At 43.7% G+C, this 23,165-nt stretch carries 18 protein-coding genes and 1 pseudogene; 12 read left to right on the forward strand and 7 right to left on the reverse strand.

The window, feature by feature from the left end:
• Window positions 1–4: 4 nt before the first annotated feature.
• Window positions 5–1,243, forward strand: a complete 1,239-nt coding sequence (locus IE164_RS03410; RefSeq protein WP_189628774.1) for an aspartyl protease family protein — start codon at window positions 5–7, stop codon at window positions 1,241–1,243.
• 179 nt (window positions 1,244–1,422) lie between these two features.
• Here the strand turns inward: IE164_RS03410 and IE164_RS03415 are convergent, their stop codons facing one another.
• Window positions 1,423–3,921, reverse strand: coding sequence for a zinc-dependent metalloprotease (locus IE164_RS03415; RefSeq protein WP_189628775.1), 2,499 nt, complete (start codon window positions 3,919–3,921; stop codon window positions 1,423–1,425).
• A gap of 32 nt (window positions 3,922–3,953) precedes the next feature.
• Between IE164_RS03415 and IE164_RS03420 the strand changes: the two genes are divergently transcribed.
• A complete protein-coding gene (locus IE164_RS03420; RefSeq protein WP_229838507.1) occupies window positions 3,954–5,153 on the forward strand; it encodes an NAD(P)/FAD-dependent oxidoreductase in 1,200 nt (399 codons plus the stop codon).
• On the opposite strand, the gene IE164_RS03425 is transcribed toward IE164_RS03420, so the two are convergent.
• Complete coding sequence (locus IE164_RS03425; RefSeq protein WP_189628776.1) at window positions 5,150–6,055, reverse strand: UbiA family prenyltransferase; 906 nt, start codon at window positions 6,053–6,055, stop codon at window positions 5,150–5,152. The genes IE164_RS03420 and IE164_RS03425 overlap by 4 nt on opposite strands.
• Before the next feature lie 48 nt (window positions 6,056–6,103).
• Between IE164_RS03425 and IE164_RS03430 the strand changes: the two genes are divergently transcribed.
• Window positions 6,104–7,210 (forward strand): type III polyketide synthase, encoded by a 1,107-nt coding sequence (locus tag IE164_RS03430; protein WP_189628777.1) that lies wholly within the window; start codon window positions 6,104–6,106, stop codon window positions 7,208–7,210.
• Here IE164_RS03430 and IE164_RS03435 read toward each other — a convergent pair.
• Window positions 7,187–7,663, reverse strand: coding sequence for a hypothetical protein (locus IE164_RS03435; protein WP_189628778.1), 477 nt, complete (start codon window positions 7,661–7,663; stop codon window positions 7,187–7,189). The genes IE164_RS03430 and IE164_RS03435 overlap by 24 nt on opposite strands.
• Window positions 7,664–7,702: 39 nt before the next feature.
• On the opposite strand from IE164_RS03435, the gene IE164_RS03440 reads away from it, so the two are divergent.
• Both IE164_RS03440 and IE164_RS03445 read left to right on the forward strand, forming a co-directional pair.
• A complete protein-coding gene (locus tag IE164_RS03440) occupies window positions 7,703–8,401 on the forward strand; it encodes a methyltransferase domain-containing protein (RefSeq protein WP_229838508.1) in 699 nt (232 codons plus the stop codon).
• A gap of 63 nt (window positions 8,402–8,464) precedes the next feature.
• Window positions 8,465–9,121, forward strand: a complete 657-nt coding sequence (locus tag IE164_RS03445; RefSeq protein WP_189628779.1) for a hypothetical protein — start codon at window positions 8,465–8,467, stop codon at window positions 9,119–9,121.
• Window positions 9,122–9,137: 16 nt separating this feature from the next.
• Here the strand turns inward: IE164_RS03445 and IE164_RS03450 are convergent, their stop codons facing one another.
• Together IE164_RS03450 and IE164_RS03455 are read right to left on the reverse strand one after the other, a co-directional pair.
• Window positions 9,138–9,731: a nitroreductase family protein gene (locus tag IE164_RS03450; RefSeq protein WP_189628780.1), complete on the reverse strand. Its 594-nt coding sequence runs from the start codon at window positions 9,729–9,731 to the stop codon at window positions 9,138–9,140.
• Window position 9,732: 1 nt separating this feature from the next.
• Window positions 9,733–11,997: a TonB-dependent receptor family protein gene (locus IE164_RS03455; protein ID WP_189628781.1), complete on the reverse strand. Its 2,265-nt coding sequence runs from the start codon at window positions 11,995–11,997 to the stop codon at window positions 9,733–9,735.
• 106 nt (window positions 11,998–12,103) lie between these two features.
• On the opposite strand from IE164_RS03455, the gene IE164_RS03460 reads away from it, so the two are divergent.
• Genes IE164_RS03460 through IE164_RS03470 form a run of 3 tightly spaced genes read left to right on the forward strand, consistent with a single transcriptional unit; the run spans window position 12,104 to window position 16,826 of the window.
• Window positions 12,104–15,226 (forward strand): S41 family peptidase, encoded by a 3,123-nt coding sequence (locus IE164_RS03460; RefSeq protein ID WP_189628782.1) that lies wholly within the window; start codon window positions 12,104–12,106, stop codon window positions 15,224–15,226.
• Window positions 15,226–15,549, forward strand: coding sequence for a Rieske (2Fe-2S) protein (locus IE164_RS03465; RefSeq protein WP_189628783.1), 324 nt, complete (start codon window positions 15,226–15,228; stop codon window positions 15,547–15,549). Before IE164_RS03460 ends, IE164_RS03465 begins: the two co-directional genes overlap by 1 nt.
• Window positions 15,550–15,590: 41 nt before the next feature.
• Window positions 15,591–16,826 (forward strand): DUF418 domain-containing protein, encoded by a 1,236-nt coding sequence (locus IE164_RS03470; RefSeq protein ID WP_189628784.1) that lies wholly within the window; start codon window positions 15,591–15,593, stop codon window positions 16,824–16,826.
• Here IE164_RS03470 and IE164_RS03475 read toward each other — a convergent pair.
• The gene (locus IE164_RS03475) at window positions 16,823–17,797 is read right to left on the reverse strand and encodes an isoaspartyl peptidase/L-asparaginase family protein (protein WP_189628785.1); all 975 of its coding nucleotides are present in this window, start codon (window positions 17,795–17,797) and stop codon (window positions 16,823–16,825) included. The genes IE164_RS03470 and IE164_RS03475 overlap by 4 nt on opposite strands.
• A 94-nt stretch (window positions 17,798–17,891) precedes the next feature.
• Here IE164_RS03475 and IE164_RS03480 point away from each other — a divergent pair, with 94 nt between their 5' ends.
• The 4 genes from IE164_RS03480 to IE164_RS03495 all read left to right on the forward strand — a co-directional run bounded on the left by IE164_RS03480 (window position 17,892) and on the right by IE164_RS03495 (window position 22,296).
• The gene (locus tag IE164_RS03480) at window positions 17,892–20,150 is read left to right on the forward strand and encodes a family 20 glycosylhydrolase (RefSeq protein WP_189628786.1); all 2,259 of its coding nucleotides are present in this window, start codon (window positions 17,892–17,894) and stop codon (window positions 20,148–20,150) included.
• Between the two features lie 118 nt (window positions 20,151–20,268).
• Window positions 20,269–20,880 (forward strand): hypothetical protein, encoded by a 612-nt coding sequence (locus IE164_RS03485; RefSeq protein ID WP_189628787.1) that lies wholly within the window; start codon window positions 20,269–20,271, stop codon window positions 20,878–20,880.
• Window positions 20,881–20,970: 90 nt separating this feature from the next.
• Window positions 20,971–21,342 (forward strand): YccF domain-containing protein, encoded by a 372-nt coding sequence (locus IE164_RS03490; RefSeq protein WP_189628788.1) that lies wholly within the window; start codon window positions 20,971–20,973, stop codon window positions 21,340–21,342.
• A 63-nt stretch (window positions 21,343–21,405) separates the two neighbouring features.
• The gene (locus IE164_RS03495; protein ID WP_189628789.1) at window positions 21,406–22,296 is read left to right on the forward strand and encodes a phospholipase D family protein; all 891 of its coding nucleotides are present in this window, start codon (window positions 21,406–21,408) and stop codon (window positions 22,294–22,296) included.
• A gap of 47 nt (window positions 22,297–22,343) precedes the next feature.
• Here IE164_RS03495 and IE164_RS18625 read toward each other — a convergent pair.
• Window positions 22,344–23,165, reverse strand: a pseudogene (locus tag IE164_RS18625) (phosphorothioated DNA-binding restriction endonuclease).

The following is a 23,165-nucleotide window of genomic DNA, read 5'->3' on the forward strand; positions in this document are numbered from 1 at the left end:
GGGTATGAAAGGTTGGATACTGTTTCTTCTTCTTTTTATTTCAATTCACCTCAATGCCCAAAACCCTCTTGGCTTCTATCTGTCGGACAATAAAGATTTTGTTGAACTTAGCTTTAAAGAGGAAAGTAATCTAATCGTTATTCCCATTCTTGTTAACGGAAACGGCCCATACAACTTTATTCTCGATACCGGTTCAGAGTCTGGCCTAATATTCGATCGTTGGGTAATCGCTGAAAACAATCTGGTGAACGCCAGAAAAATACCCATTTATGCTTCCAACGGGAACAAAGTCACAGATCTGCTAGTGGCCAACGACCTTAAAATACAAATGACAGGCGTAGAAGCTTCTCAGCAAACCATGTTGGTTTTGAAAGAGAACAACCTGGACATTAAGGGTATGTTGGGTATAAATGCTCACGGGGTGCTGGGTTCAGAGCTCTTCAATCGCTTTGTGGTAGAAATAGACTATCAGAACGAAAAAATCCGCTTGTACAAACACGATAATTTCAAAGCGCCAAAAGGTTATAAACGAATGGATATTGAGGTTAAAAGCTTTAGACCCTACATAACCGTAGACATCAAACAAAAAGGAAAAAAAAGGCAAAAGTTCAACCTGCTGATTGATTCTGGTGCTAGCAGTGCTCTTTTTCTCGATGAACAGCGACATGAACAAATTGATCTTCCAAAGAAAACCTTAGATCATACGATAGGAAGCGGAATTACAGGCTTGTTGTCAGGAAAAATAGGCCGAGTAAAGAAAGTCTGGCTAGGCAAGCATTTCAAATTTAAAAACGTAATCACCTCTTACCCTCAACAATGGAAAATACAAACAGAAGTGAGCGATAGAGACGGAACCATTATTCGGCATGGTACTCTGGGTTCTGATATGCTTTCCAGATTTAATGTTATTTATGATTACCTGAACGGAGCAGTCTATTTTAAGAAGACCAAAGAGTATAAGGAGGAGTTTAAGTTTAATCGCGCAGGCTTCACCTTTACCGCTTTAGGCAAAGAACTCAATCAATATTTTATAGCCGATATAATTCCAGATTCTCCTGCAGAAAAAATTGGTCTCCAACCAAATGATGAAATCATAGCTATTGGCAATAAACCGGTGTTTTTCTATACTTTCTCTGAAATAAATGGTTTTCTAAGGGGCGATACAGGCACCAGCTTCGATATCATAATCCGTAGAAACGGAGAGCTGTTTAAAAAGACCCTTCGGTTAAGAAAGCTCATTTAATGAAAACACGAAGGCCTTTCCGATGGTCATATTCTTTCTCTACTCCTTGCTGTTGATTTTGCATTAGAAAGAAACAGCAAGCAGCACGAATGCGCTGCCTACTGTTTTACCATGATCAGAAAGGCCTTTCATATAAAAGACCGGGTCGTCATAGACGAACACCAGTCTTCCAACTAATTTTATTTAGGGTCGAGTATATTATTTACTCTTACCAGTGCATCTTCCAGATGCAGTTTAGACATGCTGTCTGACGTTCTTGGAATGGCTGCTCTAATAGCCGATTGAAGTGCTTTCAATTCACCTCTGGCTACTGCTCTAATGTCTGACTGCGAAGCGTCTATGCTTGGAGCAAAGCGCGAAGACTGTGCTTCTTCTGTAAGCAATGTCTCCAAACGCTCAATGTGAGCCCTCTGCAAGTTTCTTCTATAAGTATCTATTGCGCTACCTCTTCTTAGTTCAGACCAAATGCCGTTGCGAACATCGCTGAAGAGCTCGGTAATAGTGTAAGCATCAGAGCCATTGAGGGCAGCATTCTCTATTACCCGGCCAAGCTTTCTCCACTCAAGAAGGCTGTAGAGTGTATTTACCTGCAAAGACCTCATGCTTTCTACAGCACCATAGTCCTGCAATCTGCCCAGAATCTCATTGTCCAACATCCACTTAGGTGTATTGAATAGCTGGTTGTTTAAGAACTCTACCGCTTCCTTCTGCTTAGCTTTAGGAGCATGAGTATACACCATTCCATCCTGATCGGCAGTCTTATAATCTTCTTTTACACCACCCACATAGCGGCCCACATGGCCCATATAGCGATTAAACTGAGACCTAACCTCACCATACATTTCTTCTAGTTCAGAGTAATCCGAACCCTCTACATAGGTCCAGTCTCTGAGGTTTTTCATAATACGCTTGAGGTTCTCTATACCATAGTTGCTAGCTCTCATTGCATCGTCACCCAAGTCTTCACTCTGAGCCGTGTAATCGTTCGGATTGCCCTGACGCCCATAGCGATAAAGCGGATCTCCGTTCTTCTCTTCAATCCATCTTCTCAGGGTTGGCAATTCATCTTCAGGGGTTTTAGCATCTAAAATAGGCCTGTAACCCCAGGCAATGGCATACTTATCGTAAATACCAATATTTGGCATTAAGGCCACCCCTTTATCTTCAGGCTGAGCTATGTAATTGAAGCGGGCATAATCCATAATTGATGGTGCAGTACCCATTTTGGATGTAAATGAAGCCGACCTGAGCGAATCTACCGGATAGGCATAGCTGGAGGCAAAGTTGTGTGGCAAGCCCAGGGTATGTCCTACTTCATGAGAAGACACAAAACGAATGAGTCTACCCATTACTTCATCATCGAACTCAGGCGATTGTGCCATTGGGTTAATGGCTGCGGTTTGCACAAAGAACCACCTTCTTAGCAGGGTCATTACATTGTGATACCAGTTGATATCGCTTTCCAGAATTTCGCCTGATCGTGGGTCAGAAACGTGCGGACCGTTGGCATTAGGAATTGGTGAAGCCAGGTAACGCACGGTAGAATAACGAACATCTTCCGGGCTCCAATCCGGATCTTCTTCCGGAGATGGGGCCTCTTTGGCAATAATGGCATTTTTAAAACCAGCGGCTTCAAAAGCTACTTGCCAGTCTTCCACCCCTTGCTTTATATACTTTACCCACTTTTTAGGTGTGGCTCTGTCTATGTAATAAACTATTTGCTTTTTAGGCTCTACCAGCTCGCCTCTTTTAAACTTCTCTATGTCTTCCTCTTTAACTTCCAGTCTCCATCGATCCAGGTATCGGATAGTTTTCGATTGCTGAACGTCCAAACCATAGTCGGTTGTACCCCTGGCAAACCATCCTACTCTTCTGTCATAGAGCCTTCTTTTCATTGGTTCTTTAGGCAACAGAATCATAGAGTTGCTCATCTCAACCGTAATGGAACCATCGTCATCGGCCGAAGGCGAGTTGCCGGCCAGATAGGTTTTTACATGTCTCAACTCAATATTTTCCGGGTAGCTGCTTACCCGAGTTATGTACGACCGATCGTTATCAAGTCGGGTAACTCTGTATTGCGTTCTGTAAAAGTTGGGTAAGCCCATTGTTTTGTTATCCCCGGTAAGCAGGGAGGTTACATCAATCACACTTCCGGCAGAGTCTTTAGCATGAGCTTTAATAGGAAATGACGCCAGTATTGGGGCAAAATTGGAGTTCAAAACTGCTTCGGCAATGGGCAGTGAATCTGCTGCCGTAATGGTAGTAGAAATAATTCTTACCTGAATTCTGTCTTGTACTTTCTCCCATCGCAACATTTGAGTGTTGGTTTTTCCTCCACCAAAACCAATGCCTGAGGCTGTTTTGGCAATTCGGGTAACCATGAGCATATCTCTGCCCAATAAGGCATCGGGTATTTCGAAGTAGTACTTATCGTCTAACTTGTGTACGTTGAACAGTCCTTCATCGGACTCAGCGTCTTTCGTAATTACTTTTTCAAAAGGTTGAATCCCTCCTTTTTTGGGTGGTGCCTTTTGCTCTGGTGGAGGGGTGCTGGCTTTTTGCTCCTCCTGTTTCTTTTTGTTCCTCCTCTGAGCATTGGCATCATTCAATGAGAATATCATCGCTGCGGCCAACAACAAAGTGAACAAACTCTTTGTAGTTGTTTTTAAAGGTCTCATGTTAACAATAGTTATCTTCACTGATATCAATATTGAACATTAAACTTAAGCCAAAAAGCAACAGGTATTTTTCATTTTATTTAAGTGGTCGATACAACAGGGGAACAGATAGAGTATTGAAAGAAATAGTCATAATAGGAGGGGGTCTATCAGGGCTCATATCGGCCATTGAACTTAACAGAGCAGGCTTTTCAGTTCGCTTATTCGAAAAAAAGAAGTATCCCTTTCACAGGGTTTGTGGGGAGTACATATCCAACGAAGTATTACCTTATATGAAACGTTCGGGTTTACTTCCAAAATCTGTAGAACCTGCTCAGATCAATCGTTTTGAATTTACCTCCATTAAAGGCAAAAGCCTCAGGCTCCCTCTCGATTTAGGTGGTTTTGGACTTAGCAGGTACACGTTGGATCAACACCTGGCTCATTTGGCCATAGAGGAAGGCGTACAACTTATTCAGCAGGTGGGTGTTGTTTCCTGTGAATTCGAAGAAGAACAATTCCGTCTTCAGACCTCTGATGGCCAGGAGCTCACTGCTCCATTAGTTATTGGGGCTTATGGCAAACGATCGCTGCTCGATACACGTCTGCAACGATCTTTTATTCACCAAAAAACCGATTTTCTGGGAGTGAAGTATCACATTCGAACTGACTTTCCCAGAGATCAGATTAGCCTACACAATTTTGAGGGTGGTTATTGCGGAATAAGTGCCATAGAAAACGGCACCTATAATCTATGTTATATGGGCAGCCGCGATAGGCTGAAAAAGTATGGGAGCATAGAGGCCATGGAGCAAGCTGTTCTCTTTAAAAACCCTTTTCTCCGTTCTATTTTTCTCTATTCAGATTTTGTTTTGGAAAAACCCGAAGTCATCAATGCCTTTAGCTTTGCTCCCAAAAAGCCAATAGAAAAACACATACTAATGGCAGGAGATGCGGCCGGGCTTATAACCCCGCTTTGCGGAAATGGTATGGCCATGGCTATTCATAGCGGAAAAATATTGTCTGATTTGGTCGCAAAGCACTGGCCACACAGCACCTTGCAACGGCCTTTGCTAGAACGGGAATATACCCATGTGTGGAGTGCGCTTTTCCGCAAGCGTCTTTGGGTGGGCCGGAAAACTCAGCAACTCTTTGGTTCTACCTGGAGTTCAGAGTTGGCTGTTAATGCAATGAAACACCTTCCGTTTTTGGCCAAAGCGATAATGAGAAATACCCACGGTAAGCCTTTCTAGTACAGCCCTACTACGTTGAGAACATGAGAGCTGTGTAAAAAGAAATAGAGAAAGAAGCCTCCCAGGCAGGTAGCACTTATGAAGTTGAGTCTCATGGTATTTGTAAAATTAGCCATGGAACTATCCTTTAGCACCTTCAAATACCACCAACCAAAAAACAGGAGTACAGGAAGCATAGCCAGCAAAAAATGCCAGGCATAGAAGAGTTGCCAATAGGCCTGAAAATACAGGCAAAAGGCCAGTGTGGCAACAGCAAAGCAAATGGCCGTAAAGTGAAAGGTACCTAAAATGCCTAATCGTATGGAAAGCGTGTAGTCGCCTCTTTTACTATCCTCCCGGTGCTGATATACCTGTGTCATGGGGTAAGAACCCCACAGAATAGCCGATGCCAGCAAACCCGGTATTAATACGGGTGCCTTAAACAGACTGGAAAAAGCAAAGTCGTTAAGGCCTATGTAAACCGTCCACACCACCCACGCCCCTTGAAAGAACCCCGCAATGAACCAACTTAAAAAAGCGAACTTTTTAAGCCTAATCATCGGGTGGCTATAGGCTCTTGAGACACCGATGTACACCACAAGCATAGCCGCCAAAACCCAATTTCCCCAAAAAAACCAAAGCGTCAGAGCCAGGCCGAGAGTATCGAACAAGTTGGCCATGTACAGCACGTTCCTGTCTACCTTTGGTGGGTTTTTAAGCCCCCCAATACTCCCCTCGTCCTTATCGAAATAGCTATTGAAGGCATTACTGGCCGGATAAATGAATATGTGAAGGATAATAAAAAGCCAGAGTATAGCTTCTTCGGAAAGGTTGTGGCTTATAGAAAGGGCCAACAGGAAAATAGGCAGCAAAAAGTAAGAGAATGGAAGGCGTAAATGAAGCCAGGTAGCCTTTTTGAACATATTAATCTTTTGTCTGAACAATTTAGCATAAAACGACTATTATAGAATGTGGGCAGTAAGATTATCTCCATTGGCGTTGCCAACCCGGCACATTGCATAGAACAACAGCAGGTATACCAATTTATGGGGAAAGCCCATGGATTTACCGGTTCGGCATTAAACAGGCTTCAGGCACTCTATAGAGCCACCGGCATAAGACAGCGCTACTCGGTAATAAGCGACTATCAACAGGCCGACTCCAGAAAGTGGAACTTTTATCCAAACTCTGAGCAACTGGAGCCTTTTCCTACCACAAGTCACAGGGCCGACCTTTATCGGAAAAATGCTGCCCGGCTTTCGGTTCGGGCCACTCAAGAGGCCCTGCAACAAACGCATTTGGTTGCCTCAGACTTCACACACCTCATCACAGTAAGCTGCACCGGCATGTATGCTCCCGGCCTGGATATCGACTTGGTACACGAGTTGGGACTCAATACCTCCATTCAACGGAGCTGCATCAACTTTATGGGCTGCTATGCGGCCTTCACGGCCATTAAACTGGGAGACCAAATTTGCAAAGCCAATGAAAACGCCAAGGTACTTATTGTAGCTACGGAACTGTGTACCATTCATTTTCAGAAATCGGGCGATGACGATAACCTTTTGGCCAATGCCATTTTTGGCGATGGATCGGCCGCATTGGTTATGTCGTCTCAAAGAGCCGACAGTCTCCAACCTACGGTGCTGAGCCCGGAAGCATTTTTAAACGATATTTATCCGGAAGGTGCCGATGAGATGGCCTGGGGCATTGGCAATTTTGGTTTCGAAATGAAGTTGAGTGCCTATGTGCCCACGCTTATTGAAAAAGGAATAGGGCATCTGGTAACCCGCCTTCTGGCAAGCACCTCTAACCAACGGATTGACCACTATGCGCTTCATCCGGGTGGGAAAAAAATTCTCGAGGTTATAGAAAAGGCTTTAGGCATAGAAAAGCATGCCGACTGGGCCGGTAGAAAAGTGCTGGCCGAATATGGCAACATGTCTTCCCCCACCATACTATTTGTTTTGAAAATGCTTTGGGAAAGTCTCGACTCCAACCACAAAGACCACCGGGTGCTGGCTCTGGCCTTCGGCCCGGGACTCACCATGGAATCAATGCTTTTGCGACTTGTTTAATTTTCGGAACTCCTGATTGTACAATAAAAACCGACCTGCGTTAGGGTTACTTTTCAATAAAACCCGCTGACGCCTCAGCGCATAGTCGTAGCCACTCGGTAAGTTGGTTTTGAGGTTCAACAATCCTTGCGGAAACAGAGGCCTGCCCGTAGCGTCCACAAAACTTTCTCGCTTTAACGAATCGCCATAAACAAACAAGAAAGGAGAACGACCCCGCACATAAGGCGATCGCTGAAAAGCCCGATCGAGTGAGTCCAACTCTTGCTGTGAAGGCAGAAAAATGTCTCTGTTAAAAGGATAATAGGCCAAAGGGTTCTTATAGTCAGACATTACCTTAAGTATAAAGGCCTGAGTAGCCTCTTCGGTGCTTTGCCCTTTGGCCAAAAAGCCGGTGCAAAACCACAGAACAAAACAAATCGGTAAGGCCCTAACCATAGCCATTAATTTAATCATTATGTTTAATCCAAAGAAGAAGACGCCCCGAAAAGCCACATGAACAGGTATAAACACCGCGCTTACAATGAAGAGCTTATGGATGACCTCACGGCAGGAGGTCCTTCAATGGATCAAACGCTTCGCGAACTAGAGACCATTAACAGGTGGTTAGGAGGTAACTTTGTGACCATCGATGGCCTGGTAAAACTGCTGAAGAAATCACCTTCTCGTCCTTTAGTCATTGCCGACTTAGGTTGCGGTGGTGGAGACATTCTCAAACTCGTGGCCAGGTGGGCTTCCAAAAAGAAGCTCGAAGTTGAGTTGGTGGGCTTTGATGCGAACCCTCACATTATCGAATATGCCAAAGAAAACTGTAAGGAGTTTAAGAACATTCGGTTCGAAGTGCAGGATATCTTCTCTGAAGAATTCAAACAGCGGGAATTTGATATCATTCTATGCACGCTTTTTACACACCATTTTACGGAAAAACAGCTAACAGGTATTTTCAGGCAGTTTAAGTCTCAAGCGAAAATTGGGGTTGTCATTAACGACTTGCACAGACACCCGCTGGCCTATCATTCCATTAAGCTGCTGGTGAACCTATTTTCTAAATCAGAAATGGTGAAGAATGATGGGCCACTCTCAGTGCTTCGAGCTTTCAAAAGAAAAGAGCTGGTTCAGCTAATGAACGATGCAGAAATTGACCGCTTCACCCTCCAATGGATGTGGGCTTTTAGATGGCAGTTGGTTTTTTGATGCAGTGATAAGATATTTCTATTCAACATGCGGTATCTAATATTCTTCCGTTTTCTATAACATATGAAGTGGGTAGTAGTTTTTCTTTTATTTTTTCCTCTCGCCATCATAGGACAAACTGAGAGTGTTTTTGTCAAAGAAAAGCTTCTCACTCTAAAAGAGATTAAAAACGGAGTTCTAAGAATAAGAACAGAATTAAAGGCATCCTCTCAGGACACGGTCTTGATTTACTTAGAAAAAGTTGAGAGGGGGAATGTCACAAACCTTCAAACAATTGAGTCTGCATATTCTTTTCCATTGGAAATCACTCAAAACTTAATTAATGACCAAGTAGGCATTCTCGTTAAGTATGACTTAGCGGTAAGAAATGGAAATCAGTTTCTTTTTCAGCTGAACGAGGAAACAGATAGACTTGAATCCATTAATGGTTTTTGGAATCTCGGTACAGTTCAAACGGTAGAATACGAAGGAAAAATTTTCAATTACTCTTACGCCTCTTGTGGTTGCGCTGATAATTGTTGGAAGTCCATACTTTTTGAAATCAAGGACTTCAGTTTGAAGTCCATATCATCTCTAGCATGCGATTGTCAAAATTTAATCAAGACAAATGGTGCTGAGGATATTGAGACTTTAGCTAAGTGTAAAGAGTTCAATACTCCTGAAAAATTTGAAAGAATTCAGGAGTATTGGAAGTCATACATAGTCGAAATTCAACGTTAAAGTTGGCCAGTAAACCTTATCCCACCCAACTCACTTTATCTTCAATGGGGTTTCTTCTGCCTTGAGGGGCGAATCCTTCTTTTACCGTTCCAACATAGAGAAAGCCCAAAAGCCTGTCTTTAGCTTCTAACCCAAAAAATGCCTTAGCCTCCTCGTAATAAGTAATGCCGCCAGAGCCCCAATAACAACCAATACCATGGGCGGTGGCTGTCAGATACATGTTCTGCACGGCCATAGCCACAGCAGAAATTTCTTCTTCCAAAGGCAGTACTTCTTTAGCATCGCGGCTCATGCCAATGGCAATAATATGCGAGGCCAATAGGGGTTTAGTGGCTAGTTTCTCTCGCGTAGTTTCATTGAATGTGCCTCTTGCCATGCTTACGCGTTCATATAGCTCGGCCTGAAAGGTAGCCAGCTTTTGTAATCCTTCACCCTTAAAAACTACAAACCGCCAAGGCTCGGTAAGCTTGTGCGTTGGAGCCCAATTGGCATTCTCCAGCATCTCTTTAATGATGGCATCGTCAACCGGCTCATCAGTATATTGCGCAGGGTAAATAGAACGTCTGTTTCTTATTAAATCGTTAACCGATTGGGTATCGAACTTTGTCATATCAATGTTTGAATTTCAGGTTTAGGCCCACATAAAAACTTCTTTCCGGGGCAGGTTGAAAATATCGTTGTCCAAAAGCATTCAAGTCGTTGCCCAAGCTGTATTCCTCATTGAACAAGTTGTTCACTCCTACAAAAAACTCATAATCAGTATTTGGGTTTGCTCTTTTATAGCCAACTCTGGTATGAAACACCTGATAGGCACCGGAGTAAACTGTGTTCTCATCATTTAAAGGAATTTCATCCGAATACTGATAAGTTAAATTGGCGTAAAAACCACTTATCAGGCTGAAATCGGTCATCAGCGAAAGTACATTCGGTGCCGTTCCGGTCAGGGCATTTCCGCTCAGATCGTCACCACCATCTACATATTCTTTGAACTCAAAATCGTGATACGTATAGGCCAATCGGCTATTGAAGCTTGTAAATCTGGTGGAAGGCTGAGTCAGCCAATTCCATTGCAACGCAGCCTCCAAACCTTTTTGGTCTATCTGACCTGAGTTTTGAAATAGCACCACTCCATTGCCGTCAGTTCCTGTCGTTATGGATTCGTCCAGGTTGAACATGAACAGCGCCACATCATAAGAAAGCCTTCTGTATACCGCAGCACCCCGAATATTCAGCTCATAGTTAATGCCAATCTCTGGCTGTAAGGCTGTGTTAATGCTGCCTTCATTGGTGCGTACCTCCGTAGTAGTTGGTGGAGAATAGCCATGCGATACCGACAAGTGTGTGCTAAAGTTTTCTGCCCAAGTCTTACTCAAAGCCACTCTTGGACTAAACACCCGATCGAATTCCTTTTTGAATTGGCCGGGCGAATTATTGATTTTGTCCTCCACCCGATTGATATCATAATCAATGTGGTTTAAACTTGCGCCAACCGTGAGCTTCAGGCTTTCAGTCAGATTGAGCTTCACATCGGCAAACCAGAAAGAAAGCTTGTTGGTGAGTTCATCTCTAAAACGAATGGTGTCCGCTTCGCCCCCCACATTCCCGAAATTGCTGCCATCGAAGCAGGCTACTTGAAACTCGTTTCCATAGGTAACGGAAGACCTTCGGCCTAAAAAGCTAAAATCATTCTCTAGCTGAACACGAAACCCAACACTGTTTTCCTGGTCTCGCTTATAATCCAGGTTGAAGGGGTTCTCAAAGTTGCGGTTGTAGAAGTAGGCATTTACATCGCTGCGGAAGTTTTCTGAAAACTCATATTCCTGCCCTCCACGGATAATGAAATACTGATGATCTATGGAAGCATTGAAAGCCTCGCTGCCCGGTCTGGCTTGTCTTCTGTTTTCAGCGAGTTGAGTTGGGTTTAGGCCTCCGGGAATTTCATAAAATAGGTCGGAATAAAGGATTGACGCTGAATACGCCTTGCGCTCGTTGGCGAAATGCAGCAAATCTACTTCGGCCACATGCCTTTGCATTGCGTTGTGATCGCGGTAACCATCGCTGGTTTGAAAAGCATATTTGCCGGTGATGCTCGTTTTTTCGCCCAGCCAGTTTGATTGAACACTGGAACGGAAGCTTCCGAAAGAACCAGCCGTTAACCCCACTTCCGTAGCATTGGAAAGCTGAGACAAGTTGGTGCTTTGCAGTTTGATCACTCCGCCATTTCCGGCACCATAAGCACTAGCCGCAGGCCCTTTAATGATTTCCATGTTGCCCACATTCGCCAAATCAAGCAGATTCAGAAATGTGTTTCCCCCTGGTTCGGTAAATGGAATGCCATTCCAATAGACTTTCACATTCCTCACTCCAAATGGAGAACGAATGGAGCTTCCTCGAATGGATATCCGATAACTGGCACCAGCTCTTTCTTCGAACCGCACTCCGGGAAGCGTATTCACTGCCGAAACTAACGAGAAGTTATCGAATCGATTCAAATCCTTAGCGTCAAGCCGAGCAATGCCTCCGGCCATTTTGGAAAGCCTTTCACTATCGGTGAAGCCCTCCACAAACACATCGTTCAACAGAGTGGTTTGCACCTCAAGCACCACCGTAAGACTCTGCTTAGGCTTTAGCAAGATTTCTTTAGTCTCTAAACCAACATACTGAACCGTCAAGCGCATAGGCTCGGCCAGCGGAATGTTTGCCCTACCCTCCTTATCGGTTAGCCATAACTGGCCGGTGTTAGTGCTTATCATGGCTGCTTCCACCGGTTTCAGGGCTTCCGTTAAAATAAACAGCTGGCTTTGTGCCCAGATTACCGATGGTGTAAAAGCCATCAGATAAACCAAGAGCATTAGGCCATATCTTCTTAAATTCATGGGCATACTTTTCAGACTAGTCGGCAATAAAGGTTTAAGGCACTAAACAAGTGGCTTTTGCTCACTTTACAAACGGCTATTTCATTAATCGGTAAATGCTAACATTATGATTAAATCAACACTATTCAGCTTATGCCTGCTGATTGCTTTTTCTATTCAGGCTCAACAGGATGTTTATTTTGCCTCTACCCCTGCCTTAACACCAGACGGTAGCCAAATAGTTTTCTCTTACGAAAGTGACCTGTGGAAAGTGAGCAGCAGCGGTGGAACAGCCACTCGCCTCACAGGCATGGATGGTGTGGAAGAATACCCCAGAATAAGCCCGGATGGCCGATGGATTGCCTTTTCTTCTAACCAATATGGCAATGCCGATATTTATCTGATGCCGATTGATGGAGGAGAAATCCGACAACTTACTTATAACTCTGCCAACGATGAAGTAGAAACCTGGTCGTGGGATAGTCAAACCATTTATTTCCGGTCGGGGCGATATAACCGAACGGCTGCCTACACAGTAAGTGTGCAGGGCGGAACTCCAAAACGTCTTTTTGAACACTACTTCAACTGGCCTCACAATTTGGCCATACACCCCGATGGGCGAGTTTTCTTTAATGAGAGTTGGGAAAGCAGCAATCAGGTACATCGTAAGCGCTACAAAGGCACCTTTAATCCGGATATTAAAACCTACAACACCAAAACCGGGACCTATGAGGAGCTAACCGACTACGAAGGCAAGGACATGTGGTCTACCATAGACAAAAATGGCAACATCTACTTTGCATCGGATGAATCGAACGGACAATACAACCTGTATGGCTTTGTGAATGGCACCAAAACCCGACTAACCAACTTCAACACCTCCATTAAAAACCCCCAGGTAAATGCCAACGGTGGGTTTGTGGTTTTTGAAAAAGACTATCAGATTCATGTATATGATGTGTCCCGAAAGAGAAGCCAAAAAGTAGATATTTCTGTTTTCAAGAATAACACGCTGGCTCAGGAGCAGGAGTTTTCTACCGATGGGAATATTTCAGAGTTCGATGTTTCTCAAGACGAAAAAAAGCTGGCCTTTGTGAGTCGCGGAGAGCTCTTTGTCTCTGACATCTCCGGCAAGTTTGTGAAGCAACTAAAGACCAAACCTGAAGAGCGGGTGGTTGAAGTAAAATGGCTGAAAGACAACAAAACTCTATTATATACCCAAACGGTGGGCGGATATACCAACTTATTCACCATAGATGCTGCCACTGGTACAGGTGAAAAACAGCTTACGTTTGATAAGGGCTCTAACCGCAACCTGGAACTTAACCCCGACCTTACCAAAGCAGCCTACTACAGTGGTATTCGGGAGGTTAGGCTGTTGGACCTGGAGACATTGAAAAGTGAAACGGTGGCCAACGAAGAGCTATGGGGCCTATACAACCCCCAGCCACGCTTTTCTCCTGATGGCCGATACCTCACCTTTACTGTTCGCAACGATTTTGAAGAAGACATTTATATATACAGTCTCGAAACCCAAACCACACACAATTACACCAAAACAGGGGTGCCAGAAACCAGCCCTTTTTGGGGGCCTGAGGGCAAGTACATTTATTTTGTGAGTAACCGCACAGAGCCAAGCTACCCGTTTGGAATGAGAGACGCCCGTATATATCGTGTTCCTTTAGTTAGGCATGAAAGAGACTTTAAATCGGATGAGCTAGCCAAGGTTTTTGAGGAAAAGAAAGAAGAAAAAACCACTGACAATGACGATTCTAAACCCCAAACGGCCATTGATTTCGAAGCCAATGTGCTAAGAGAAATGGAGCAAATTGGCCCCTACTTCGGAAGTCAAAGCTCTCCTTATGTTGTTAAGTCTGGCAATAAAACGCATATTATATACCGGTCTAATCACGATGAAGCCCGGAATGCGCTTTGGGTAACCACCTTGGAGCCTTTTGAACGACCGAACACAGAAAAAATCAATGGTTCGGCAAGCGCAGGCGGAATTATTCAGGTAAAGAAGAACCTTTATTTAAACAATGGGGGCCAAATAGCTAAACTGAACCTGAGCAACCAGAAAATCACCCCTATCGATATAAAGTTCGATTTCCGGAGATCCTTGCAAAGCGAGTTCAAACAAATGTATTACGAAACATGGGCAGGCATTGAGCAGAACTTTTACAATGAAACCTTTCACGGAGAAGATTGGAGCAAGTTAAAAGATCAGTACGCCCGGTTTTTACCGCACCTAAATAGTCGTACCGAATTGCGCACCTTGCTCAACGATTTGCTGGGCGAGCTTAATTCTTCGCACATGGGTTTCAACTCTTTTGGCAGAGATGAGAGAACTTATTACCGAACCTCAAGCCTGAACCTCGGGCTGCTGTTCTCGAACGATAATCCTTATGAAGTTGCCCACATAGTGTCCGAAGGGCCAGCCGACTTTCCCGATAAAAACATCAGACCCGGAGACCTGATTACGGCCATCAACGGTGAAACCATAGACCCGGGCATGAACCGAGAATACTACCTGGCCAAACCCTCTATAGATGAGGAGGTACATTTAACGCTCAACCGAAACGGCAATACGATTGAAGTTAAAATTCACCCCAACAGTACGGGCAGTCTTCGCGCCAACCTATACGATGAATGGATTGCCGGTAACCAAAAGGTGGTAGACTCCAAAACTGATAAGAAAGTGGCCTATGTGCACATGAAGAATATGAGCGGAGGTTCACTGCAGGAGTTTCTCATTGAAATGACATCCGAAGCCTATAACCGAGATGCACTCATACTGGATTTGCGATACAACACCGGAGGAAACGTGCACGATGAGGTACTAAAATTCCTTTCGCAAAAGCCTTATCTGCAATGGAAGTTTAGAGAGGGTAAGCTGACTCCCCAAGGCAACTTTGGTGCAGGAGCAAAACCCATGGTTTTACTCATTAATGAGCAAAGTCTCAGCGATGCAGAAATGACCGCCACAGGATTTAAGGAACTGGGGCTGGGCACTATAATTGGCACAGAAACCTACCGTTGGATTATTTTCACCAGCGGGGCAGGTCTGGTAGATGGTTCTTCGTATCGACTGCCAAGCTGGGGTTGTTATACTCTCGATGGCAAAAACATAGAACAAGTTGGAGTACAGCCCGATATTTATGTGCGCACCACTTTCGAAGATCGGGTAAAAGGTCGAGACCCTCAGCTGGAAAAGGCCATTGAGGAAGTACTCAAACAGCTTAAAAATTAATGCCCTCCATCAGGGTTTTTGAAAATACCGCTCAGCTCCATCAGGCTTTTGCACATAAAAGTATACGGTTGCTGCGCATAGGCGAAAAGAAGGTTTGCCTGGCCAGGCACGGGCAGGCTTTCTTTGCCTTTGAACACCTGTGTCCGCACCAAATGCACCCTCTCTCCGAAGCACAAATTACCGCATTTGGAGAAGTTGTATGCCCGCTTCATGCCTACCGCTTCCACTTGCAAACCGGCAGCGAAGCCAACCAAAAGTGCAGAGATTTAAAAACCTTCGAAGTGGAAATAAGACAGGAAGGTGTGTTTATCAACCTGTATTAAGTTCTTTTCCGTTTCAATTCAATTGTATATTTTTCGTTTTCGTGGCAAACGCAGCATATATCTTATCACCAACAACGCCCCAAAACAGGTATGCCTCTATCGACATTCTTCGTGGAGTAGCCGTACTGGGCATGCTCACTATGAGCATTCAGAGTTTTGCTATGCCTATGGCGGCATACATTAACCCCAGTATTTACGAGAGCTTACAAAACAACGATTTGTATGTGTGGATTGCCAGCTATGTGTTTGCCAACCAAAAGTTTCAGGCCATTTTCGCCATGCTTTTTGGAGCCAGTATGGTTATGCTTTCCCAAAAAGCTCAACGTGAAAACTTAAGGTCTACCGATCTGCAAAACAGGCGTTTCATTTACCTTGGTGTATTGGGTCTATTGCATGCTTACCTGCTCTGGTATGGAGACATTCTGTTTACACTGGCCATTTGCGGCCTGCTCATGTTTATTTTTCGAAGGAAAAAATCGGCCACACAATTGAGGGCAGGTGTTATCTTTCTGGTTATTGGCTCAGTTATTAGCCTAATTATTGGCTACTCCGTACCCGTGTGGGAACCCGGAGAATATGAAGCAGCCAAAGAAGAAATATGGGAGCCATCGGCCACGACTATTTCAGAAGAGATAGACTATTATACCAGCCCTTGGGAACGCCAAATTCTTTATCGTGCACCTCAGGCTTTTAAGGTGCAAACTTCTCGGTTTGTGTTCCGCGATTTTTGGAAATATAGCGGCATGATTCTATTGGGCATGGCCCTCTACCGAAGAAAAGTGTTCAAGGCCAAGCAATCTTCGAGCTATTATTACAAACTTATTGGTTATGGCTTTGGCCTGGGTCTACCTCTGGTTGTGGTAGGAGCCATGTTTCACTTCAACTTCGACTGGGATTTTAGGCTTAGCTACTTCTTCATTTCTCAGCTCAACTACTGGGGCAGCATACTGATGGCATTGGGTTACATTGGGCTCATTATGCTGCTGTGCAAATCTTCTACCCGGGGTTTTATAGCCCGCAGACTCGCAGAAGTTGGCCGCATGTCTTTAACCAACTACATATTAATGTCCATCATTTGCTCATTTATCTTTTATGGGCACGGCCTCTCTTTGTTTGGAGACATAGATCGCTCATTGCTGGCCGTGCTTGTTCTGGGCATATGGGTAATTATTCTATTTTTCTCTGCCATTTGGCTCAGCTACTTCCGCTTTGGCCCACTTGAATGGCTCTGGCGCTCGCTTACATATGGCAAAGTTCAACCCATGATAAAAACCTAGCCGCTGTAATGGCCAGCATCAATGAGGTCGTCTTGATCATGAGCCCTAACGGCAAAGTTGAAGCCTTTGTGAATTGAATAAGCACCGTACTCTCCATTCTTATTAAGCGCTAGAAACCCAACCTGAAGGTTTTTGTAGTCGTTAGGGTATTTTTTTACAATTCGGTTTACCGCCTGCTCACAGGCTTCTTGTGGTGAATATCCTTGCCGCATGAGCTCTACAATCATATGTGCTCCACATATTTTTATAACAAACTCACCGAGTCCGGTAGCAGTGGCAGCGCCCACCTCATTATCTACAAAAAGCCCTGCTCCAATAATTGGCGAGTCTCCCACCCGGCCATGCATTTTCCAGGCGGCTCCACTGGTAGTACAAGCTCCGGAAAGATGGCCGTTTTCATCTAGTGCTACCATGCCAATGGTATCATGGTTTTCGATATTAATTTCTGGCTGATACTCCTGGTTTTCCAACCACTTCTTCCAGGCGGCCTCGGCTTTGGGTGTTAAGAGGTTTTCTTCTTCAAAGCCCTGAGATAGTGCAAAACGCTTGGCACCTTCTCCCACCAGCATAACATGGGGCGTTTCTTCCATTACTTTTCGAGCTACCGATATTGGGTGCTTAAAGTTCTGCAGAAACGCTACCGAACCACAATTATCGTTTTCATCCATAATGCAGGCATCTAATGTCACATTGCCGTCTCTATCAGGAAAGCCACCAATTCCTACAGTTGCATTATCCGGGTCGGCCTCGGTTACCATAACTCCTTTTTCCACGGCATCCAGCGCCCTCCCCTTATTGCTCAATACTTCCCAGGCAGCCGCATTGGCTTCTTTGCCGTGGTTCCAGGTAGAAATTACAATTGGCTTTTTGGGGCTTGGTTTAGTGCTACAGGCCAACCCTGAAACACTGGAGGTACTTACGGCTAAACCACCAAAAATGGTCGATTTTAGAAATTTGCGTCTGTCAGTCATGGAAAAAATTTTTGTCAATTTATTAAAACCTTCCTTTTCCCGGCCACCAATTGTCAAACGTTTCATTTATTCCGGCTTCTGACTAAATTCCCCCATGAAAAAATTTTTATCGCTTTTTGCCTTAGCCCTACTCATTTTTAGCTGCAATACTCCCAAACCTCAGGTTATCGAACCTGCCATTGTTCCTCAACCTCAGCATATGGAGGTGGCCATGAACAAGCATTTTACGCTCAACAGCCAGCCTAACTTGCATACATCAAGCCCCAAAGCGCAGGGAGCACTCCGTTTTCTTTCGGATTTTATGAAAGCCGCTAACTGGGAGTGTCAGGAAACCAAGCGAGACATGGCCGAAATTAGATTTGAAGAAACCGATGGCTTAGCCGATGAGGCCTACGAGCTTTCTGTAAATGCCACCGGCATTCATGTAAGAGCAAGCCATGAAAAAGGGTTTTTCTATGGCGTACAAAGTGTTATTCAGTTGCTTCCTCCCGGAAAGCAAATTGCCACGCTTCCCTATATGGAGATAAAAGATGAGCCTCGGTTTGCCTGGAGAGGACTCCATTTAGATGTAGGTCGCCACTTTTTTCCGGTTGATTTTATCAAAAAGTATATAGACCTGATGGCTCTATACAAATTCAACACATTTCACTGGCACCTCACAGAAGATCAGGGATGGCGTATAGAAATAAAAAAGTATCCCAAACTCACCGAAATAGGAAGCCAACGTAAAGAAACCATCTTGGAAAAAAACTTTGATCCGTATGTGGGAGATGGTAAGCCCTACGGGGGATTCTACACACAAGAAGAGATTAAAGAGGTGGTGGCCTATGCCAAAGAAAGACAAGTAACCATTGTGCCTGAAATAGAAATGCCCGGGCACTCGCTGGCCGCTCTGGCCGCCTATCCCGAACTGGGCTGCGGACCCGGACCATACGAAGTGGGCACCAAATGGGGTGTTTATGACGACATTTACTGTCCTAGTGAACTCACTTTCGAGTTTTTAGAGAATGTGCTCACCGAGGTGATGGAGCTTTTCCCCGGAAAGTACATTCATGTAGGGGGCGATGAAGCACCCAAAACCGTATGGAAAAAGAGTAAAGTGGCTCAGAATGTGATTAGGCGCGAAGGCCTGAAAGATGAGTATGAGTTACAAAGCTATTTCATTCAGCGCATTGAAAAATTTCTGAACGCCAATGGACGGCAGCTTATTGGTTGGGATGAAATTTTAGAAGGCGGGCTTGCTCCTGGTGCAGCAGTGATGTCTTGGCGAGGAGAAGCCGGAGGCATTGAAGCTGCCGAAGCAGAGCATTATGTAGTGATGAGCCCTAATGCGGATATGTATTTCGACCATTATCAGGCCGAACCTTCCACCGAGCCTTTGGCTATTGGGGGTTACACTACCCTGGAAAGTGTTTATCATTATGAGCCTGTTCCGGCTGCACTAGATGAGGCGCATCATCAATATGTGTTGGGAGCGCAAGCCAATGTGTGGACAGAGTATATGAAAACCTCTGACCATGTAGAATATATGGTGTACCCGCGTGCAATAGCTCTGGCAGAGGTGGTCTGGACAAACCCTTCCAATAAAGACTGGGATCACTTTCAGAAAAAAATGAGCCATCAATACAAGCTGCTCGATGCCCGAAATGTAAACTATCACATTAGTGCTCCCCAGGGATTAAAACAGGGCCTTACACTCTCCAATGAATTAGAAATTCGCTTAAACGCTCCCTATGAAGAGGCCACTATTTATTATACTCTCGATGGCTCAGAGCCCGATGAAAACGCATTGGAGTACAAAAAGCCCATTATGTTGAATCTGACCAATGAAGCCATAGAAGTAAAAGCCGTAACGGTAACGGCAGAAGGTAGAAAAAGTGCCGTGGTTAGTGGAAATTATAAAAAGGCCCAACTCCGGGAGGCAGTAAAGCCGCTAAAAGTAGACCGCGGCTTACAAGCGGAGCTTATAGAAGGAAGCTTTCAAAGAACTAGTCAGGTAAAGGGGAGCTCTACCATAAGCTATGTGGCCGAAACCATAGGTTTGCCTGCCGAAATACCCACGCAGTTCGGGCTGATAATGCAGGGCTTCATTAATGTACCACAAGACGGGGTTTATACATTTTATACTTCATCTGACGATGGAAGTATACTTTCTATTGGCGACCAAGTGGTGGTGAACAACGATGGTTTGCATGGCGCACAAGAACGCTCGGGCGAAATTGCGCTTAAAGCAGGATATCACCCTATACTCATTAAATACTTTGAAGCTGGAGGTGGTGAAAGCCTGAAGGCTTTTATAGCCGGACCTGATATGCAAAAACAAGAGATTGCCTCAACCTTGCTGGGGCATTAACTACATGCCCAAAAAGGTTTTCTGAAGTCGATTTTCAACATTGCCCAAATAATGTTAAAAACAAGATTTCTAACCAGAGCTGGTTTATTTTAGAGAACTCAATCCATAAAAAAAGGTCATGAAAACACTTATTAAGAATAGCCTGCTACTTGGCGCCATTGCCTCTTTTGCCCTTTTGTCTTGCGACAATCGAACAGCCGAAGAAAAATGGGAAGCGCAGATTAGAGCTTTTTTCTATGAATATAAAGATGACAGCCAATCGTATGTGCCACTCAGATTTTACAAGGTTGATGCAGCATTTTTAAACAACCAGCAAACGGTTCAAACCGCATTGCTAGTATTGCAAGATACTACCCGTCAAAGAGTAAAGCAGTTGCATTTGACCAACTTATCTGATAAGGTTGAGAGTATATCCGCTTTTACTCAGCCTTTCCAGATAGACCGGTTAGATGACTACCTGAAGCTTAGAGCTTCTGCCGAAGGTGAATTAAGGCGAAAACGAAAGTCATATTCAGAATCTTACCAGCTAGTATTGGCCAAAGAGGAGTTGGCCATTGAAACACTAGGAAAACTGCTGGGCCAGTTTAATCTTTCGATCTACAGCATTGATTTTGAAAACCAACCCATTATCTACTTTCATGAATACAGAATAAATGGAGAAGACATGTCTGCTGTATTTGAGTTGGATAGGGAAAATAACCGCGTAATCTCATTTAAGGAGGTTAGTTAACAGCTACCGGTGATCAGGTATCAGGTCACTGACTATTCCCTGATAACAGATAACTTGTACCATTAAGAACCAACTCATCGTTAACATACAATGCGTTTACTTGCTAACATCATTTGGATAATATTTGGCGGCTGGATGATTGCACTGGAGTATATCATTGGAGGTATTGCTCTTTGCATGACCATTGTGGGTATTCCTTTTGGCATTCAGTGTTTTAAACTGGCCATTCTCGGCTTTGCGCCTTTTGGTCAGGAAGTAAAGCCCGGCTCAGCTACTGGCGGATGTCTCTTTCTGCCACTCAACATTATCTGGATAATATTTGGAGGCTTTTGGATATTCCTCACTCACCTCTTTTGGGGTCTTGTCTTCTGCATCACCATTATTGGTATTCCCTTCGGCCTACAGCACTTTAAGCTCGCAGGTTTAGCCTTTGCCCCGTTTGGGAGGGGGGGGGTAGTATAAGAAAAAGTCCATTTCAAATTTCAATTGAAAGTTGTTTATTGCCCTGCATAAATTTCGATAAACATGGCAAAGTTTATAGCAGGCAAAGAACTTGTAGAAGCAGTCGATGAAATCATTTACAATGCAAAATCAAGACTATTAATAATTTCTCCATACATAAGACTTGATAGTCACTTCAAAAAGCTCTTTGAAAAACATAGGAGCAACTCAGAAATAGAAATAATTATTGGCTTCGGTAAGAATGAAGAAAATGTTTCAAGAAGCCTAAATTATGAAGACTTCGAGTTCTTTAAAGACTTTCCAAATATCGGCATTGTTTACATTCCTAACCTGCACGCCAAATACTACTCTAATGAAAAAATTGGTCTTGTAACCAGCATAAATCTTCTGGATTCCTCTTTCAAAAACAATATTGAATTTGGCGTTTTAGGAGAAGCTAGTCTATTAGGGAATGGTGATAAATTTGACTTAGCGGCATTTGATTATAGTATTAAAATACTCAAAGATGGCTATGCCGTTTTTGCTAGGAGACCAAACTACAAGAAGAAGTTACTTGGCTTGGCAAAGGACTATGTTGGCTCTGCCGTTGAATGGGATATAATAGAAGACTTGATAAACAACAAAAGACTAGAAAGGCATAATATTTTCGAGTTTTTGGATAAAGAAAAATTCGTAACATTTGATCAGTCTCCAAAGCCCAAAAGACAAATGTCTGAACACCAATACAATGTTCAAAAAGTTAAAGACAGACATAGTCCGGTTAATGATGGTTACTGCATTAGGTGCAAAGAACAGATCGAATTAAATACTAATAAGCCTTATTGCTACAATTGTTTTCGGACATGGGCAAGTTATGCCAATGTGGATTACCCTGAAAATTTTTGTCACTCATGTGGAAAAGAAGAAAGAACGAGTATGGAAAAACCCAAGTGTTACCCATGTTATTCCTCATAATGCCAGTGTAATTCTCGCCCATATCCCTTAAAAACCTCTTCTTAATGTCACTGAACAAAGGAATCACTTGGATTATAAAGATTGGACTGAGGTCTTCTAATTTCTTTTTTATGAAAGGCCAGTAGCCATTCAACTTTTCCAGTTGTACCATTCACTCTATCTGACACTATTAATTGATGATAGTCATTTATGGTGAATGCTCCTAGATCAAATAGCTTATAATGAAGCTAGCACATTGCGAAACAATTTCTCTCAATGTCTGGACCTCCAGCTTAATGCCTTTTAATATGACCCGCTTCCAGTGCCAAAGGTTGATACCCTAACCTCAGATTAAATCCACAGACTGTACACTGATATTCGTATGCAATCAATACTTTATCTCTAAAAGCCGGGTCTCTTTTTTTCCGTCTACTCACAGTTTGATTAATTTCTTATAAACCAATTAATTGTGTTAAGAATTTATTCTTGCAGTGGCTCTGGAAAGAACTCTTCTACTACCTGATTGGCAATCTTAAAAATAGATTCTGGACATTTTTCAAAAACTCCAGGAAACAATGTCAAAACCCGCAGATATACTTTCTCTATTAAAAATGGTCTCCGAGTATCCGAAGATTTATTTTAACAATTCGGGTTTGTCCAGACACCAAATACCATCATTTTGAAGCCGAATAAATGGATACTCTAGTCTAGGTTTAGATGAGGTTCCATAACTAACAATAATTCCTTTAATTCCTCCTCCGAATCAGAAAAACTAATGGATTTATCACCCTTTTGAAGTTGTGTAAGGCATAAAGAATCAGCAACGGTTTATATGGGGCTCGCTTGTCTCTATTTTTCCAAGCCCCAACATTACCAAACTTCTTAATTAT

Source organism: Roseivirga thermotolerans (assembly GCF_014653175.1).
In the GTDB taxonomy this organism is placed as follows: domain Bacteria; phylum Bacteroidota; class Bacteroidia; order Cytophagales; family Cyclobacteriaceae; genus Roseivirga; species Roseivirga thermotolerans.

What these genes read in the sequence shown, in the direction of transcription:
- IE164_RS03415 (WP_189628775.1), bottom strand. Translation starts at nt 3,921, where the DNA reads ATGAGACCTTTAAAAACAACTACAAAGAGTTTGTTCACTTTGTTGTTG.
- IE164_RS03455 (WP_189628781.1), bottom strand. Translation starts at nt 11,997, where the DNA reads ATGAATTTAAGAAGATATGGCCTAATGCTCTTGGTTTATCTGATGGCT.
- IE164_RS03485 (WP_189628787.1), top strand. Translation starts at nt 20,269, where the DNA reads ATGAAAACACTTATTAAGAATAGCCTGCTACTTGGCGCCATTGCCTCT.
- IE164_RS03450 (WP_189628780.1), bottom strand. Translation starts at nt 9,731, where the DNA reads ATGACAAAGTTCGATACCCAATCGGTTAACGATTTAATAAGAAACAGA.
- IE164_RS03480 (WP_189628786.1), top strand. Translation starts at nt 17,892, where the DNA reads ATGAAAAAATTTTTATCGCTTTTTGCCTTAGCCCTACTCATTTTTAGC.
- IE164_RS03475 (WP_189628785.1), bottom strand. Translation starts at nt 17,797, where the DNA reads ATGACTGACAGACGCAAATTTCTAAAATCGACCATTTTTGGTGGTTTA.
- IE164_RS03465 (WP_189628783.1), top strand. Translation starts at nt 15,226, where the DNA reads ATGCCCTCCATCAGGGTTTTTGAAAATACCGCTCAGCTCCATCAGGCT.
- IE164_RS03445 (WP_189628779.1), top strand. Translation starts at nt 8,465, where the DNA reads ATGAAGTGGGTAGTAGTTTTTCTTTTATTTTTTCCTCTCGCCATCATA.
- IE164_RS03460 (WP_189628782.1), top strand. Translation starts at nt 12,104, where the DNA reads ATGATTAAATCAACACTATTCAGCTTATGCCTGCTGATTGCTTTTTCT.
- IE164_RS03495 (WP_189628789.1), top strand. Translation starts at nt 21,406, where the DNA reads ATGGCAAAGTTTATAGCAGGCAAAGAACTTGTAGAAGCAGTCGATGAA.
- IE164_RS03435 (WP_189628778.1), bottom strand. Translation starts at nt 7,663, where the DNA reads ATGATTAAATTAATGGCTATGGTTAGGGCCTTACCGATTTGTTTTGTT.
- IE164_RS03410 (WP_189628774.1), top strand. Translation starts at nt 5, where the DNA reads ATGAAAGGTTGGATACTGTTTCTTCTTCTTTTTATTTCAATTCACCTC.
- IE164_RS03425 (WP_189628776.1), bottom strand. Translation starts at nt 6,055, where the DNA reads ATGTTCAAAAAGGCTACCTGGCTTCATTTACGCCTTCCATTCTCTTAC.
- IE164_RS03490 (WP_189628788.1), top strand. Translation starts at nt 20,971, where the DNA reads ATGCGTTTACTTGCTAACATCATTTGGATAATATTTGGCGGCTGGATG.
- IE164_RS03440 (WP_229838508.1), top strand. Translation starts at nt 7,703, where the DNA reads ATGAACAGGTATAAACACCGCGCTTACAATGAAGAGCTTATGGATGAC.